The sequence below is a fragment of the Clostridium prolinivorans genome (genome assembly GCF_004011155.1).
In the GTDB taxonomy this organism is placed as follows: domain Bacteria; phylum Bacillota; class Clostridia; order Clostridiales; family Clostridiaceae; genus Clostridium_AT; species Clostridium_AT prolinivorans.
The window spans coordinates 1-17313 of the sequence record NZ_RJWG01000008.1 but is presented as its reverse complement, the minus strand read 5'-3'; the positions used below and the strand labels follow the sequence as shown (position 1 = coordinate 17313).

General features: G+C 30.8%; 12 protein-coding genes and 1 riboswitch. Of the genes, 7 read left to right on the top strand and 5 right to left on the bottom strand.

From position 1 onward, the window contains the following. Positions 1-11: 11 nt before the first annotated feature. The 7 genes from EGD97_RS07955 to EGD97_RS07925 all read left to right on the top strand — a co-directional run bounded on the left by EGD97_RS07955 (position 12) and on the right by EGD97_RS07925 (position 11536). A complete protein-coding gene (locus EGD97_RS07955; RefSeq protein ID WP_164850181.1) occupies positions 12-557 on the top strand; it encodes a PilW family protein in 546 nt (181 codons plus the stop codon). 29 nt (positions 558-586) lie between these two features. Then, a complete protein-coding gene (locus EGD97_RS07950) occupies positions 587-3553 on the top strand; it encodes a vWA domain-containing protein (RefSeq protein WP_127837000.1) in 2967 nt (988 codons plus the stop codon). A gap of 136 nt (positions 3554-3689) precedes the next feature. After that, positions 3690-4451, top strand: a complete 762-nt coding sequence (locus EGD97_RS07945) for a prepilin peptidase (RefSeq protein WP_078682033.1) — start codon at positions 3690-3692, stop codon at positions 4449-4451. Positions 4452-4484: 33 nt separating this feature from the next. Then, positions 4485-4582, top strand: a riboswitch (purine riboswitch). 154 nt (positions 4583-4736) lie between these two features. After that, positions 4737-6185, top strand: a complete 1449-nt coding sequence (gene guaB / locus EGD97_RS07940) for an IMP dehydrogenase (protein WP_078682032.1) — start codon at positions 4737-4739, stop codon at positions 6183-6185. 87 nt (positions 6186-6272) lie between these two features. Then, positions 6273-7805 carry a glutamine-hydrolyzing GMP synthase gene (gene guaA, locus EGD97_RS07935; protein WP_127836999.1) on the top strand — a complete coding sequence of 511 codons (1533 nt, stop codon included), beginning with the start codon at positions 6273-6275 and terminating at the stop codon, positions 7803-7805. Between the two features lie 632 nt (positions 7806-8437). Then, on the top strand, positions 8438-9004 hold the full coding sequence (locus tag EGD97_RS07930) for a TetR/AcrR family transcriptional regulator (RefSeq protein ID WP_127837035.1): 567 nt from the start codon (positions 8438-8440) through the stop codon (positions 9002-9004). Positions 9005-9199: 195 nt separating this feature from the next. Further along, entirely contained in the window at positions 9200-11536 is a 2337-nt protein-coding gene (locus tag EGD97_RS07925; protein WP_127836998.1) for a YhgE/Pip domain-containing protein, read from the top strand. A 130-nt stretch (positions 11537-11666) separates the two neighbouring features. On the opposite strand, the gene EGD97_RS07920 is transcribed toward EGD97_RS07925, so the two are convergent. From EGD97_RS07920 to EGD97_RS07900, 5 genes are all read right to left on the bottom strand, one after another. Continuing rightward, entirely contained in the window at positions 11667-12065 is a 399-nt protein-coding gene (locus EGD97_RS07920) for a TIR domain-containing protein (protein WP_127836997.1), read from the bottom strand. 78 nt (positions 12066-12143) lie between these two features. Beyond that, positions 12144-12602: a RipA family octameric membrane protein gene (locus EGD97_RS07915; protein WP_101303879.1), complete on the bottom strand. Its 459-nt coding sequence runs from the start codon at positions 12600-12602 to the stop codon at positions 12144-12146. Positions 12603-12675: 73 nt separating this feature from the next. Next, positions 12676-15777, bottom strand: a complete 3102-nt coding sequence (locus EGD97_RS07910; protein WP_127836996.1) for a type I restriction endonuclease subunit R — start codon at positions 15775-15777, stop codon at positions 12676-12678. Continuing rightward, positions 15774-16967 (bottom strand): restriction endonuclease subunit S, encoded by a 1194-nt coding sequence (locus EGD97_RS07905; protein WP_127836995.1) that lies wholly within the window; start codon positions 16965-16967, stop codon positions 15774-15776. Before EGD97_RS07905 ends, EGD97_RS07910 begins: the two co-directional genes overlap by 4 nt. After that, positions 16964-17313: N-6 DNA methylase (locus EGD97_RS07900; RefSeq protein ID WP_164850180.1), on the bottom strand; the 350-nt coding region annotated here is incomplete at its 5' end. The genes EGD97_RS07900 and EGD97_RS07905, both read right to left, overlap by 4 nt.

The window sequence follows — 17313 nt, the reverse complement described above, 5'->3', positions numbered from 1 at the left end:
GGTACATTTTTATGAAATTTAAAAGTAAAGGATTTACTTTAATAGAAATAATGGTTTCTACAGCTATTTTATCAATCTTATTATCAGTTATTTTTTCTATATTTATATCAACTCAAAAGAATATAAAAAAAACGGAAATAAAATCAGAATTGCAACTTAATGCAAAAAAATTATTGGAATGTATAAATAGAACTATGCAGGCAGGATATATATATTCAATAAGTAATAATAATGTAAATTTTATTAATTCAACATCTGAAAATTTAATTATAGATAATATTGTTTTAAAAAATGATGATGGAGAAACTTTTACTTTTAATCTTGATAAAAATACACATAAATTATTTTATAGCTATGATGGAGGTCAATTTAATAAAAGTGATGTAATAGAAAATGTTCACAATATTAAAGTAAGTATTATAAATGGGGAATCAGGAACTACTTATAAAGAATGTGATTCACTAAAATTATCTGTAACTTTAGCTAAAAATGGACCGTATAAAGATATTATAGATTATGTAGTTACAACTAATTTATATTTTAGAAATGCTAACTAGCAAGTTATTAAAAAGGGGGTGGATGTTAAATGATATATAAAAATAAATTTATTTATAAAATTACTATTTTTACATTGCTTATATTTACATCTAGTTTATTCATTTTTTCAAATAAAGTTAAATCTAATGAGGCAAAAGTTCCAATATTAAATATTACTACTAGTCAAAGTACTATTACTGCAGGAGTAAATGAAGAATTTTCAATAACTTATCATGTGCAACCCCAGCCAATACCGCTAGATAAAATAAGCCCACAGACGGAAAAAGAAATAGTTCTTGTAATTGATACTTCAGGAAGTATGGCTTCTTCACTTGATTCAAAAAATACTAGAATATCAGCATTAAAAACAGCAGCTAAAAATTTCGTAGATAAATTTGCTGGAAATGATAAAGTATATTTAGGAATTGTAGATTATGATACTTATTCTAAAGTAATAACTAAAACAAGTTATTCTGATGGTTTTATAAGTGCAAGTACAAATAATATAAGTACTATAAAAAATTTAATTGATAATAAGTTAGATGCTGAAGGTGGTACAAATATTGGAGATGGCATAAGAACAGCATTAAATATTCTTAATAGAAATAATAATAGGAAAAAATATATTATTGTAATGTCTGATGGTGAACCTACTGCTTTAACTTATACAGGTAAAGCTGGATATTATATGACGAGTTGGATGTGGGGTAAATATTATAGTATTGAAGAAACAATTCATGATAGTTCAAATAATGTATGGTGGTGGTCAAGTAAATTTCAAGAAAATACAGATTTTTGGAATTACTATACTTCACTTAGTAATTATTCTCAAAAATATGGAGTTATTCCTTCAACAGATACAGATCCTGGATTATTTTTAAAATATAGCAAAATAATGGCTGAAGAAATAAAAAAAGCTGGATATACAAGTTATTTTATAGGCTTTAGCAATGAAAGTAATTCAAATAAATTATCCCAGATATCAGCCAGTGCTGGAGGAATATATCTTGATGCTAAAGATGCTTTTGCAATTGATAAAGTATATTCAGATATAGCAGATCAAATTAAAGCAGATTATATGGTTGAACAAGTTAACTTCAATTTTAATTTACCGGGAAATATTACTTATGCTGGATCACAGCTAAATTTAACTGTTAATGGATCATCTTATTCCAAAAAACTTCCTAATATTACTTATATATTAAATAGTACTAAAACTTATTATGAAGCACAGCCATTTGATATAGTAATAAATTTAAAGGCTTTAAAAAGCGGAACATATAACTTAGGTTCTAGTGATGGTTGGAATATAACCTATAAAAGTGTCAATGGAACAATTGTAAATGAAGTAATTCCAAATGTAAGTATAGCTATAAGTTCAATTAATTTAGGATTTAGTCTAAATAGGAAAATTCTTGGAGTTAATGATAATTTAATAAATATAAATAAAGAATTTAAAATGGAGTATAATATAACACCAACACCAATAAGTACAAGTGCTTCAATTAAAGGGAAAGAAGTTATATTAGTGATGGATACATCAAAAAGTATGGGGCAAAATTTAAATGGAGAAGATACTAATTTAATTAATGAAAAAAAGCTTTCTATTATGAAAGATACTGCCTCATTATTTATAGATAATTTAAAAGGGAACTCAAATGTAAATGTTGGTATAGTAACATTTAATAAAGGAGCATCTGTATGTGATTTTGGTAACTCTCAATATTTAATTCCAAGTTCTAATGAAGATATTATTAAAAATAAAATAAATAGCATTACATTATCTCCCGATTCCAATGATGGTTCTAACATAGGAGATGGAATAAGAAAAGCATTGTGGTTATTATCTTCTAATAATAATAAAACTAAATATATAGTAGTTATTAGTGATGGGAATGCTGATTATTATTCATATAATAAAAATGATAGTAGTAGTTTTTATATAAATGTAGATAATGAATCAGAGTCTGGAGGTAAATTAGCTTATGCTGAAGGAATTCAAGCAGAATCTGATGGTGCAACAAAAGGAGAAAAATATAGTAAAATTATGGCGGAAACTATGAAAAATAACTTTGATCAAGTTGTTAAGCCTTATTTTATAGCTTTAGGGAATAAAGCTGATGTAAATCTTTTAAATACTCTTTCTAGTGTATCTAATGGTAATTTTATAAATTGTGCATCAAATGATAAAAACTTATTTTTGAATAATATGGAAGATATCGCAGATATAGTAAGATCTGAATTTATTATAAGAAATTCCATATTAACTGAAAGTCTGCCAGAGGGACTTCAATTTAGTGATTCTAATAAATATGTGCAAATTAATATACCTAAAATAGTTTATGTATACAATAGTTTATTAAAACAATATACAGCAGAAGCTTTTAGTATAGATTTAACTATAAAAGGTACATCTTTAGGAAATTATATTTTAACAAATGATGCTGTATTTCAATATAAAGATATTGAAGGTAATAATATAAATAAAAAATTCCCAGATTTTAATTTAAAGATAAAAGATGACTATGTATTAAAACAAGGTTTATTTAATATAAGACCTTCAGATAATACTCTTATAGGAGAAAGTTATTTAAATACTGATTTAAATGCCACCAATATTGCAGATAATTTTATAACTCAAGTAGCTGCATATTTAAAAACTTCAGGTCAAAAAACTACACTAAAAATATCTATTAATAAAGATTTAAATAATAATATAAAAAATATAGATAATTTGACTTGTAGAGTATATAAGGTTAATCCTATAAACAATAGCTTAAATGAAATAAATGGAATCTGCGACATAAGAAGTTATGGAAATAATTATAATGAGATTATTATTAATATACCAGAAAGTACTGATTTAAATTATAATTATTATATAATTAATTACAATTTTAAAGCCAAAGGAGATATTGAAAAAGGATATAAAGTTAATTGTACAGCATTAATAGAGGAAACTCAAAAAAATAATACTTTAATATTAAATGCTGTTGGTTTACCAGATTTATTTTAAGTAAAAAGTGCAGTAATATTGCACTTTTTATTTATATTATATGTTCAGCGTGGATGGAATATTTAATAAAAAGACTTTTTGGGAGATAATTATATTATAATTAATAAGAAAGAATAAATTTATAAGGAGAATTTCAATGTTAAATATTATATATGGGATTTTTATATTTACTATAGGGCTTATGCTTGGAAGTTTTTTTAATGTTTGTATATATAGGATACCTAGAGGTGAATCAATAGTTTATCCTCCATCTCATTGTACAAGTTGTGGTGAAAAGTTAAGATATATGGATTTAATTCCGGTTTTAAGTTATATTTTTTTAAAAGGGAAATGCAGATATTGCAATGAAAAAATTTCTATTAGATATGCTGCAATTGAACTTTTTACAGGAATATTATTTTTATGTATATATTTAAAATATGGATTTACAATTGAAGCAACAAAATATATGATACTTTCCAGCTTTTTAATAATAATAGGTATGATTGATTATTATACTATGGATGTTTATTCAATAATTACTTATACTGGAATTATAGTTGGAATAATATTTATCCTTATAGAATATTTAACAAAATCACAGATTTATACATATTTATATGGAGGAATTTTAGCAGGATTAGTAATAGCATTAATTATAATTTTAACTAAAGGAATGGGGTGGGGAGACTTTGAAATATGTATTATGAGTGGATTATATTTAGGCTTTTCTAAATCCATTGTTATGCTTATGGTATCATTTATACTAGGAGGGATTATAGGAATTTTATTAATAATTAGTAAGAAAAAAACAAAAAAAGATTATATTCCTTTTGGTCCGTATATAGTTTTAGGTAGTATAATTTCTATTCTTTTTGCAGATAAAATTATTTTGTGGTATTTAGGGTTTATTCATTGACAAAATTTAAATATTTCATTAAAATAGAATAAATCAAATATTGAAGAATTAACTCATATATCCCCTGAATATGGCAGGGAGTTTCTACCGGAAGCCGTAAATTTCCGACTATGAGTGAATATTAATATGTTTTTTTGGCATACTAATTTCACTTATAGTTTTGTGCGATTAGTATGCTTTTTTTGTACAGTTTTTTATTAATTTAAAAATTTTCACATCTTAGATATTACATTAAACTTTAAATATCAAATTATTTTATATTATATATTTGAAAGGAGTACATTTATGGCAAAAATTATTAAACAGGCTTATACTTTTGATGATGTTTTGTTGGTACCAAATAAATCAGAAATACTTCCAAGAGATGTAAACTTATCTACAAATTTAACTAAAAAAATATCTTTAAATATTCCAATTATGAGTGCTGGTATGGATACAGTAACGGAATCTAAAATGGCAATAGCAATTGCAAGAGAAGGTGGTATAGGTATAATTCATAAAAACATGAGCATAGAAAGACAAGCTTATGAAGTTGATAGAGTAAAAAGACAGGAGAACGGGGTAATAACAGATCCTTTTTCACTTTCTCCAGAAAATACTATACAAGATGCTTTAGATCTTATGAGCAAATATAGAATATCTGGCGTTCCAATTACAGAAAAAGGGAAATTAGTGGGGATTATAACTAATAGAGATATAGTATTTGAAAAAAATTATGAAAAACCTATTAAAGAAGTTATGACATCTGAAAATCTTATTACTGCTCCTGAAGGCACTAGTGTAGATGAAGCTAAAGAAATATTAAAGAAACATAAAGTCGAAAAACTTCCTTTAGTAGATAAAGAAAATAATTTAAGAGGATTAATTACTATAAAAGACATTGAAAAAACCAAAAGATTTCCAAATGCTGCAAAAGATGAAAAAGGAAGATTGCTTTGTGGTGCAGCTGTAGGAGTTACAAATGACATGATGGATAGAGTTGAGGCTTTAGTGAAAGCTTCTGTAGATGTAATAGTTTTAGATACAGCCCATGGGCATTCAAAAGGTGTATTAGAGGCAGTTAAAAATATCAAAAAAGTTTATCCAGAACTTCAAGTTATAGCAGGTAATGTAGCAACAGCTGAAGCAACACACGATCTTATTGAAGCTGGTGCTGATTGTGTTAAAGTTGGTATAGGACCTGGTTCTATTTGTACTACAAGAGTTGTAGCAGGTGTAGGTGTACCTCAGCTTACTGCAATTATGGATTGCGTTGAAGAAGCTGAAAAGTATGGCATTCCTATAATAGCAGATGGAGGCATTAAGTATTCAGGAGATGTGGTAAAAGCACTTGCGGCTGGAGCAAAGGTAGTTATGCTAGGTTCTCTTTTTGCAGGTTGTGAAGAATCCCCAGGAGAAAGTGAAGTTTATCAAGGAAGAAGTTATAAAGTTTATAGAGGTATGGGCTCACTTTCAGCTATGGCAGCAGGAAGTAAAGATAGATATTTTCAAGAAGGAAATAAAAAACTTGTTCCAGAAGGTATCGAAGGAAGGGTTCCTTATAAAGGTTATGTTGCAGATACAATTTTCCAAATAATAGGTGGACTTCGTTCGGGTATGGGATATTTAGGAGCTAAAGATTTAAATACATTATATAAAACAGCTACTTTTGTTGTGCAAACTGCTTCAGGACTTAGAGAAAGTCATCCACATGATGTAACAATAACTAAAGAAGCTCCAAATTATAGTATATAAATAAATTAGATTTTAAAGAATATATGAGAACGCAATAACCAGTTGTTTTTGCGTTCTCATAAGGAATATAGGAGGGTAACAAGTTAAATGGATAGAGAATTAGTTTTAATAATTGATTTTGGAGGACAATATAATCAGCTTATAGCAAGGAGAGTAAGAGAATGTGGAGTTTATTGTGAAATTGTACCCTATACATATTCCATAGATAAAATAAGAGAAAAAGATCCTAAAGGCATAATATTTACAGGCGGCCCTAATAGTGTTTATGAAGAAGGAGCACCTAAAATAGATAAAAAAATTTTTGAATTAGGAATACCTATACTTGGAATATGTTATGGACATCAGCTTATGACTTATACTTTAGGTGGAGAAGTTAAAAGTGCAAATACAAGAGAATATGGTAAAACAAATGTAATATTAAATAAAACTTCTCCTATTTTTAAAGGAATAGATAATAACAATAGTTGCTGGATGAGCCATACGGATTATGTAGCTAAAGTTCCAGAAGGATTTAATGTAATTGCTAGTACTAATGTATGTGATATAGCAGCTATGGAAAATAGTAAAGCAAAATTTTATGGAGTACAGTTTCATCCTGAAGTAGAACATACTCCTTTTGGATTAAAAATGATTAAGAATTTTCTTTATAATGTATGTGAGCTTAAAGGTGATTGGTCTATGACTTCTTTTGTAGAAGATAAGATAAAGGCTATTAGAGAATTAGTTGGAGATAGAAAAGTTATTTGCGCATTATCAGGAGGAGTTGATTCTTCCGTAGCAGCAGTTTTAGTTCATAAAGCAATAGGGAAGCAGCTTACATGTATATTTGTAGATCATGGCCTTCTTAGAAAAGATGAAGGAGATCAGGTTGAAAATATATTTAGAAAACAATTTGATATGAATTTAATAAGAGTAAATGCAAAGGAAAGATTTTTAGGAAAGCTAAAAGGAGTTAGTGATCCTGAAAAAAAGAGAAAAATAATTGGAGAAGAATTTATAAGAGTTTTTGAAGAAGAAGCTAATAAACTTGGGAAAATAGATTTTTTAGTTCAAGGAACAATTTATCCAGATGTAGTAGAAAGTGGCACTGGAACCTCTGCAGTAATAAAAAGCCATCATAATGTTGGAGGTCTTCCTGAAGATATGAATTTATCTCTTATAGAACCTTTAAGAGAATTGTTTAAAGATGAAGTAAGAAAAGTAGGAGAAGAACTTGGTATACCTCATGATTTAGTATGGAGACAGCCTTTCCCAGGACCAGGACTTGCAATTAGAGTTTTAGGAGAAGTAACAGAAGAAAAACTTCATATTGTAAGAGAAGCAGATGCGATTTTTAGAGAAGAAATTGCTAATAACGGTCTTGAAGGTAAAATATGGCAGTATTTTGCATGCCTTCCTAATATTCAATCTGTAGGAGTTATGGGAGACGAAAGAACTTATTGCCATACAGTAGCATTAAGAGCTGTTACAAGTTCAGACGGTATGACATCAGATTGGGCAAAAATACCATATGAAGTTTTAGATATAGTTTCTAGAAGAATTGTTAATGAAGTTAAAGGAGTAAACAGAATTGTTTATGATATAACTAGTAAGCCACCAGCTACTATTGAATGGGAATAAAGAAAAAAGGTCTGTAAGCCTTATAAAAAGGGCTTGCAGACCTTTTTTAAAAACATTAAAAAATAAAAAAGTAAAATCAACAATAAAAATTTCAACAATTACTTTTGTGGTGTTATTGCATTTATGATTTAGATAAGAAATTTGAATAGATTAGAACATAGGATTAAAAAAGTACTACCTAAAAAACTAAAATGCCACTATTATTTTAGGACAAGAATGGAAATAAAAGCTATATAAAAATACAAGCTTGGGCTGAAGATAATTTTGAAATGGCTCATTCATAAATAAAAGTAAGATTTATAAAATTTATAGAAGAAATTTATAATTGAGATAAATCGGAAATTAAAGAAATCTGGATTATAACAACAAATAAATTTACATCAGCAGAAACTTTATGAAAGATAATACATAAGAGATAAAAGGTTTACTATAGAAGATAATTGGAATAACCCACTGTTGGTAAAAACTAATTTAAAAATAAAATTTTCACTGGGATTTTTGTGCTAAACTTTTAATAACAGTAACACTAATTTGACATATTACAGAAAATTGCATAAAATTAAACTAATTATAGCAAATATGATGATAATAAAAATATAAATCTATAAACAATTATGGAGTGATATCATATGATGAGTAAAACAAAGAAGGCTATATTTGATGCTGCAATAAAGATTTTTTCAATTAACGGATATGAAGGGGCTACTATGGATGACATGGCTCAGGAAGCAGGTGTAGCTAAGGGAACTCTATACTATCATTTTAAAAGCAAAGAAGAAATATTTAAATATGTTATAACTGAAGGTATAGAAGTTATAAAAGAGCAGATTGCAGAGGTTACAGAAAAAGAAAAGAATGCTTTATCTAAGCTAAAAGCTTTGTGTAGGCTTCAGCTTAACTTGGTTTATGAAAAGAAAGATTTTTTTAAGGTAATAATGAGTCAGCTTTGGGGGCAAGAGCTTAGACAGTTGGAGCTTAGGGAAGTTATAGGTAAGTATATAAACAGTATAGAAAAATATATAAAAGATGCTATGGATGAAGGTGTAATAAAAAAGGGTGATCCTTATTTTATGGCTTATATATTTTTTGGTCTTTTGTGTTCTGCAGCTGTATATGAACTTATAAATAAAGGAAGAAGTAATATAGATGAGGTTACAGAAAATTTAATGATGTATATATTGAATGGAATTCAGGTTTAAGACTGAAAACTCAGGCTTCAAATTAAAAGAAACCTGAGTTTTTTATTGTTAAAAATTAAGAATTCGGTAGAAATCTTATTAATAAACGTAAAAATTTTTAATACTATATAGTTCTCTTGATTTATTTTAAAAAAAGTGGTATAAATATTTTTGTACTGACCAGTCAGTTATAAAATTTATAAAGGAGGTAAAAACATGAGTTTATTTCGAATAACTAAAAGTGAACTTGAGACTTTAGTGGAAAATAAGATAAAAATAGTTGCTATAATTGCTGTTATTGCTATACCTTTGCTTTATACTTTACTATATTTAAAAGCATATTGGGATCCTTATGGTGATTTGGAAAATTATCATATTGCTATAGTTAATAATGACAAAGGAGCTGTTTTAGATGGGAAAAACAAAAACTACGGCAATGATATTGTTGATAATATTAAAAATAAAAACAATATAGGCTTTGAATTTGTGGATAGAAACACAGCAGAAGAAGGTCTCAAAAACGATAAATATTTTGCTGAGATTGAAATTCCAGAAGATTTTTCTCAAAATATAGTAAATGCTAAGGATGGAAATATTAAAAATCCTAAGCTTAACTATATTTCAAATAATAAAAAAAATTATATTGGAACAAAGATTTCAGAGAGTATTAAAAACGAAATATTAAAAGAAGTAAACAGTGATATTTCTAAAAATTACGGAAAAATAGCTTTTGATACAATTTATGAACTTAGAGATGGTCTAAAGTATGCTTCTGATGGAACTTCAAAACTTATAAATGGTGAGGATAAGCTTTATAAAGGCGGAAAGGAGCTTGCAAATGGATTAAATACTTTAAATAGTAATGTGCCAGAACTTAAAAATGGATTTATAAACCTTAAAAATGGAACAGATAAGTTAAATAATGGTTTAGAAAAGTTAAATTCTAAGATGATGATTTTATCTGATTCAATAAATAAACTTTCGGATGGAACAAAGAATTTAAAATATGGAATAACTTCTGCAAAGGAAGGAGCTGAGAAAATTACAGCTAATTCTAAAGCTTTAAAAGATGGATCAGATAATTTAAACAGTGTTTATGAAAAACAGATTATTTCTGGATATAAGCAATTAACAGGTGCTTTAAAGAATGGAGCAGATAAGCTAAATAATGGTGTTTTACAGGTTAGAGATGGAGTAAATTTACTTATAGGAACTACATTACAGAGCCAAGAAAATATGAAAAAGTCTTTAACTTGTGCTGAGGGAAGCTTAAATGCATACTTACAGGCAAATCCAACTGCAATGCAAGATCCTAATATTCAGATACTTTTAAAGACCATGCAGGATATAAAAGGTCAGGCTATTTTAAGTGAAGAAAACAGTAAATACATTAAAGATATTCAAAATGGGATGGATAGTTTAGTTTCAGGAACTCAAAATCTTTCCAGTGAGCTTGACTTAAATAATAATAAATCTGCAGCTTTTATTTACTATGATGGGCTTAATAATTTTAAGGAGCAAGGAATTAAAAATTTTACTATAGGTGTTAATACTTATGTAGATAGCACAAATAAATTAGCTTTAGGAATAAATAATTTAGATGCAGGTTCATCGGAGTTATCTAAAGGAATGGATAGTTTAAATTCTAGCATACCAATTTTTTCTGATACAGTTTCTAAATTATACAGTGGTTCATTGAATTTAAAAGATGGTGTAAGTGTCTTGAATTTGAAAATGCCTGAATTATTTTCAGGGATAGACAAACTCGCTTATGGTTCAAATAAGCTTACAGATGGAATACTTTCATTAAAGTCTGGAACGGAGAAATTAAAGAATGGTTTAGAAGATGGGGTAGAAAAGGTTGAAGATAATGTTAAAGCTACAAGTGAGGATTTTGGAGATTTTATAGGAGAGCCGGTAAAGGTATCAGAAATGACCATAGGGTCAGCAAATAGCTATGGATCAGGACTTGCACCATACTTTATTCCTATATCTTTATGGCTTGGTGCAGTATTTATGCTTTTAGCTATAAAAATAAAAATTAAGGACTATGAAAAATTAAGTAATGCGAAGCTTACAATAGGGAGGTTTATTCCTTATGCATTAATAGGTATAGTTCAAGCAGTTTTACTTGGAGAAATTATTTTATGGCTTGGACTCAAACCTATAAATATACCATTGCTATTTTTGTTTCTGATACTTATGGCACTTTCATTTGATTCTATAGTATATACACTTATAAGTTTATTTGGACTAGCAGGTGAAGCGGTTGCAATAGTATTACTAGTACTTCAGTTATGCTCTGATGCAGGAACTTTTCCAATGGAAGTTTTGCCAAGCTTTTTTAAAGATATAAGTATGTATCTACCATTCACATACTCAGTAAGTGCTATAAGGGAGATTTTATTCTCAGCTAGTATGAATACTTCATTAATCATAAAAGATTCTATAATTTTAACTATATTTGGGATGATATTTATGATAATTAACATGATTTTTATAAGAAAAGGGGAAATCATAAATAAAGTTATAGAAAATAATTTATCAGTATAAAGAGGCGGCCGAAAGAAGCGTTCACTTAGGGATTGAAGAAAAACTTAAATGAACAGCTTCAAGCGGGGCAAAAAAGACCAGTCATGTTCAAGCGTAATTGCTTGTAGTGACTGGTCTCTTTTTTATACAATTATTTGCGTATAGCTGCAACAATTGAACTGGTATTCCACTTAACAATTTCATCAGCTGCATTTTTAACAACTTGTGAAGTTCGTTCAGAGCCCCAAGGCTCAATTGCAATAATCCGTTTTGGAGTATAAAAACCATTTTTCGCAAGGTCTATTTCTATATTAATCCACTTACTATACGTAGAATAGACACCAGCAAGAATTAAAACACAACCGGCAGGAGCCATTTGAGCTTTAATGGCTTCTTTTAGCTGCCACTGTGTCGGGGCATTGTGTATAGGGTCATCCTTAGGCACAGAATAATTTCTATACGAGAAATAGCTAGCGTTATCTAATAGATCAACCAATCTGTCATATGCATCCGAATAAGTCCATGAATGGCTTATAAATAAATTATACATTTTATTAACCTCCTTAGTATAAAATTTTTTTCATGTATTATCGTAATACTACTGTACAACTATTGCTCATGTAAGTATTCATTTAAAAATACAAATTGCCACTTGCCAAAATATGCATATTATGTAGAGGATAATAAAAAGCCATGGAAGAATTCGTTCCAGATGTGTAAATCGCCTATACTTTTTATTATCTCCAAGCAATGACCATTCATAGGCATATGGAGATATGGGCAACTTTTTTTCGATTTCATTTATTATTTGATATTTAACACTATTAAGTTTCTTATAGCTTATTATCGAATTTAACCACAGTATACTTACAATTGCTCCGACCATAGATAGAAGTATGCTTTTATAATCAAACGTAAATGAAATCAACGCAATAATAGCAGCATTGACTGTGATGTATACATTGTTAGTACTGATTCGTCTCTCACTATTACAATTAGCCATTTCAACACAGGTTTTCCATTGTTCAAGCAAATGATCCTTATATTGTTCTCCATATTCTTCACTTTTCAAGTTTTCTATTTCCACTGTCATCCCTCCCCCTAAAAATTAGCATAGCAACTATAATGCTAATTATAATTAATGATCGTAATGCATTTTGCTACACCAACCCTAAATACTTCTCAAAGAATAACATTAGTTTTTCGATAATTCCTTGCTTTTTCGCGGCTCTGCCTCCGCCAAAGCGGGATACAGGTGGCATGATTTTATCAATGGCTGTACCGGTCGTCTTAAGCATTCCATCTCGGAAAGCATTGTCGATGAAACGGCGGGTTTCTTCGGGCTTTAATTTTTCTTCTTCTATAATTGCTGAAATATCCGCTTCCTTACGCTCATGGAGGAATTTGCGCCAATCCTCATCCACTTTGGTCGATACATTGACTTGCTCTATAAAACGCTCGATAAGCTCTTTCTTACTTCGAAGTTCAATACTTGAATTGATAGCCTTATCAATAGTTGTAAGAATGGTTTTATCCTTACAGTTGGATTGTTGATATTTAGCTACAAGCATAAGGATGTAATCAATGTTTACCTCTATCTGCTTGACCAGTTCAATCTCAAAAACTATGTCATCATTGATAGTTTCTTTGTCACCATCAGCACCTTTTCTGTATTCCTGATACAGGTCAATATAAATGCTCTGATAGTCCTGAAAATCCCTTTCAGATAAAATCTCATTTCCTTCAAAGTCATCGAAAGAAGTAAGAATGTTTCTAAGCCGAAGTATTGCTCCATATAGCCGTATAAAGTCTTTTTCAGCTTCTTCTCCGAGAATAGGTTGTCCAAGGGGATACTGTGTTGTAAGGGTTGCAATCAGTTCAGCATAGCCCGGCTTGTGTTCACCTTTTTCATCATATCCCTTATAATATTCATCGAATGTTTTTAGCAGTACAATACCGCCTGCATCCTTATTGCCGAATAGTGCAATAGCTTTGTCTGTTTCTTCTTTCAAATCTCTAAAGCAAACGATATTACCATATGTCTTAACGCTGTTTAGGATGCGGTTAGTTCTTGAAAAAGCCTGAATAAGTCCATGTTGCCGCAGATTTTTATCTACCCATAGCGTATTTAGGGTTGTTGCATCAAAGCCAGTAAGGAACATATTAACAACAATCAATATATCAATCTCCCGATTCTTTACACGAAGAGAGAGGTCTTTATAATAATTCTGGAACTTGTCCGAGGAAGTATCGTAATTTGTGCTAAATGTGGAATTGTAATCTCGGATAGCCGCATCAAGAAAATCTCTGGAGCTCTGGTCAAGGTTTTCCATATTAAAATCCTCTTCAGGAAGCAGTCCATCTGGCTCCTCCTCATTTGCACTAAAACTGAAAATAGTTGCTATGGTAAGATTACGGTTCTTTTCCTCTATCTGCTTCTTAAACTCATTATAGTATTTGATTGCCATTGGGATGGATGCAGCAGCAAATATGGAGTTGAAACCGGCAACTCGCCTTGTTTCACGCTTTTCTATCATCTTTTTAGGGTTGTGCTTATCTGCTTCTTCCCATTTCGCAGAGAATGTGTAATAACTATTGCGCTTCGTCTTCTGATCAAAGTGTTCAAGAACGTATGAAACAATTTCACTGATTCGCTGTGGATCTGCTAAGGCTTTTTCCCTATCTATGCTATAGACTTTTTTATCATTAATGTAATCAGGCATCTTGATGGTGTTAATAAAATCTATTCTAAAAGGCAGAACATTCCCATCATTGATGGCATCTACAATGGTATAAGTATGTAGCTTTTCTCCAAAGGCCTGCTCTGTTGTACGAAGCAGTGGGTTACCTCTTGAACTGGCATTGGCAGCAAAAATTGGGGTTCCCGTAAAGCCGAAGATATGATAGTTCTTAAAGCTCTTCGTAATTGCTTGATGCATTTCACCAAATTGGGAACGGTGACACTCATCAAAAATCAATACCACATGTTTCTTATAAATATCATGCTGTTTGTTTTTTCGAATAAATATATCCAGCTTCTGAATAGTGGTTACAATGATTTTGTATTCATGAGGATTTCCTTTTTCATCCCTGTCCTCCAATTGTCTTTGAAGAACTCTTGTGGACGTATTACCGTTAGCTGCCCCCTTTTCAAAACGGTCATATTCCTTCATAGTCTGATAGTCTAGGTCTTTACGGTCAACAACAAACAGTACCTTGTCTATGTAAGGCAAGGCAGAAGCTAATTGGGCTGTCTTAAAACTGGTCAATGTCTTACCAGAGCCTGTTGTATGCCAAATATATCCTCCAGCTGCAGTTGTGCCCATCTTCTTGTAGTTGGTTGATACTACAATACGTGATAATATACGTTCTGCAGCAGCTATTTGATAAGGACGCATTACAAGAAGCAGATCTTCAGATGTGAAAATACAATATTTTGTTAGAATGTTTAAAAGGGTATGCTTGGCAAAAAATGTTTTAGTAAAGTCCACAAGGTCAGGAATAATTTTGTTATTTGCATCTGCCCAAAAGCTGGTAAACTCAAAGCTGTTGCTTGTTTTTTTGCTTCTTCGACGTTCACTGCTATTTTGCTCCTTGATATGAGCATTTCTTGTGGTGTTACTATAATACTTTGTATGAGTGCCATTGGAGATTACGAATATTTGTACATACTCAAATAAACCAGAAGATGCCCAAAAGCTGTCACGCTGGTATCTTTTTATCTGGTTGAAAGCTTCACGGATAGCAACACCACGACGCTTTAACTCCACATGAACAAGGGGAAGTCCATTGACAAGTATAGTCACATCATATCGGGTTTCATGCTTGCCACCTGCTTCTTCGTATTGATTAATAACCTGCAGGCGATTGTTATGGATATTCTTTTTATCCAAAAGGTATATGTTCTTTGTTGTTCCATCTTCACGTTTTAGAATCTGGATATGGTCATCTTGAATCTTTCTAGTTTTCTCAACAATCCCTTCATTTGTATTGGCAATACACTCTGTGAAAAACCTATCCCATTCGCTATCAGTAAAAGTGAAGTCATTAAGCAGTTCAAGTTGCTTTCGGAGATTTGCTGTCAATGCAGCTTCATTGTGCACTGAAATATATTCATATCCTTGGGAAGTCAACTGGCGAATAAACTCCCGCTCAAGTTCCGCCTCGCTTTGATACTTTTCAGGACGGACATTGTATTCAGCTGCATATTCAGCAACAACCGTTGCTTCGTCAGTACTTGCAACGATGTTGTATATACTCATGCCGTCACCTCCTTGAAAGATAACAGTTTATCTCTGTAATATTCATATTGCTTTTGCCGTGTTTCGATTTCGGCAGGAATGCCGCTGGTTAAGTCGTTGCAGAGAGCGTCAAAGCGATCTAGGATAGCTACGATGCACTCTTGTTCCTCAATGGGAGGGACAGGAATCCGATAATCCTTAACATTTGCGTCGGATATTGCTGGATAACTTGCACCTTGTTGATACTTTTCAACATGATAATAAAAAGAAGAAGATGCAATGTGATATAAAACCCATTTTTGTAGAACAATATCTGTATTTGCCCTTAAAACACAAAATCCAGTGCTACATATTTGTCCATCATACTCACTATCAATTAAACAATATCTTTTTAATAAAGGTCTTGTAGTAGCGAACAAAATATCGCCTGCCTTTACGATTTGTTGTGCCCTACTTGGTGCATTGTTTTTATTGATTTCCTGTGTTTCAGTAATATAATGTAGTTCTCTATCAACTGACGTTAAATCAATATATTTGTAAGTTGTTGCTTCATCTTCCAAAGACCATTTTATATTTGATGTTGGTAGGGTGCATTCTTTAAGCGAAATCCATTTAACAGTATCTTCGTTAAGATCAGTCAATAGCAAATCCCTATAATACTCATACTGCTTTCTTCTTGCTGTAAGCTCTGCTGTAAGCTCTGCTGTAAGCTCTGTGAAATTGTCCAGAATACGGACAATTTCCTGCTGCACAGGTAGAGGGGGAACGGGGATAACAAATTCTTCTGTAACCCGAAGAGAAATCTGCGGCAATGAACCCATACCTGACGCAGCTTTTCTAAAATATGAAAGGTTGCTTTTAAGTACATAATATAAATATTTCACAGCTACTTCATTATCGGCTGTATACGCCCACATTTCATTCTTAAATGTAAATGGCTTATCATAATAAACAGCATCGATTACACCTCTGGATTGTACCAACACTGCTGGAACTCTTGTAATATTTGCGTTTGGAATATCTTTTTCCATTGCGTTAATTACAGTTTTTCCACCTGCAAAGATTCTGATTTCACCATTGGGATTATCAATTTCTTTCATTTTTCCTGCAGTAATAGGGGTACCCTTGAGTCTTTTATAGACTTGTTTTATTTTTTTATATTTCACCCCTTCCGGGCAAAGTTCAGTAATTAACTCATCCAATTTACTCATTTGCCCACCTCAATTTCTGCAATAATCTTATCTATTTCTTCCCTCAAAACCTGCTCTCTCGCCACAATCTTTTCTATCTCAGCATTGAGGGCAACAATATCAATCTTTTCTCTCGTATCCTCTTGTTCCACATATGTTGAAACAGACAGGATATAGTCCTCTTCAGCTATTTCACTGTTTGGAACAAGCCTAGCAAAATGCTCAATATCCTTTCTTTCTTTGAATGCATTAAGAATGGTCTCAATATTTTCTTGTGTCAGCTTGTTGTTATTCGTAACTTTGACAAATTCCTTTGATGCATCGATAAATAAGGTGCTATTTTCTGATTTAGACTTCTTCAGCACCA

What these genes read in the sequence shown, in the direction of transcription:
- guaB (WP_078682032.1), top strand. Translation starts at nt 4,737, where the DNA reads ATGGCAAAAATTATTAAACAGGCTTATACTTTTGATGATGTTTTGTTG.
- EGD97_RS07930 (WP_127837035.1), top strand. Translation starts at nt 8,438, where the DNA reads ATGAGTAAAACAAAGAAGGCTATATTTGATGCTGCAATAAAGATTTTT.
- EGD97_RS07910 (WP_127836996.1), bottom strand. Translation starts at nt 15,777, where the DNA reads ATGAGTATATACAACATCGTTGCAAGTACTGACGAAGCAACGGTTGTT.
- EGD97_RS07945 (WP_078682033.1), top strand. Translation starts at nt 3,690, where the DNA reads ATGTTAAATATTATATATGGGATTTTTATATTTACTATAGGGCTTATG.
- EGD97_RS07920 (WP_127836997.1), bottom strand. Translation starts at nt 12,065, where the DNA reads ATGTATAATTTATTTATAAGCCATTCATGGACTTATTCGGATGCATAT.
- EGD97_RS07925 (WP_127836998.1), top strand. Translation starts at nt 9,200, where the DNA reads ATGAGTTTATTTCGAATAACTAAAAGTGAACTTGAGACTTTAGTGGAA.
- EGD97_RS07905 (WP_127836995.1), bottom strand. Translation starts at nt 16,967, where the DNA reads ATGAGTAAATTGGATGAGTTAATTACTGAACTTTGCCCGGAAGGGGTG.
- EGD97_RS07950 (WP_127837000.1), top strand. Translation starts at nt 587, where the DNA reads ATGATATATAAAAATAAATTTATTTATAAAATTACTATTTTTACATTG.
- EGD97_RS07955 (WP_164850181.1), top strand. Translation starts at nt 12, where the DNA reads ATGAAATTTAAAAGTAAAGGATTTACTTTAATAGAAATAATGGTTTCT.
- guaA (WP_127836999.1), top strand. Translation starts at nt 6,273, where the DNA reads ATGGATAGAGAATTAGTTTTAATAATTGATTTTGGAGGACAATATAAT.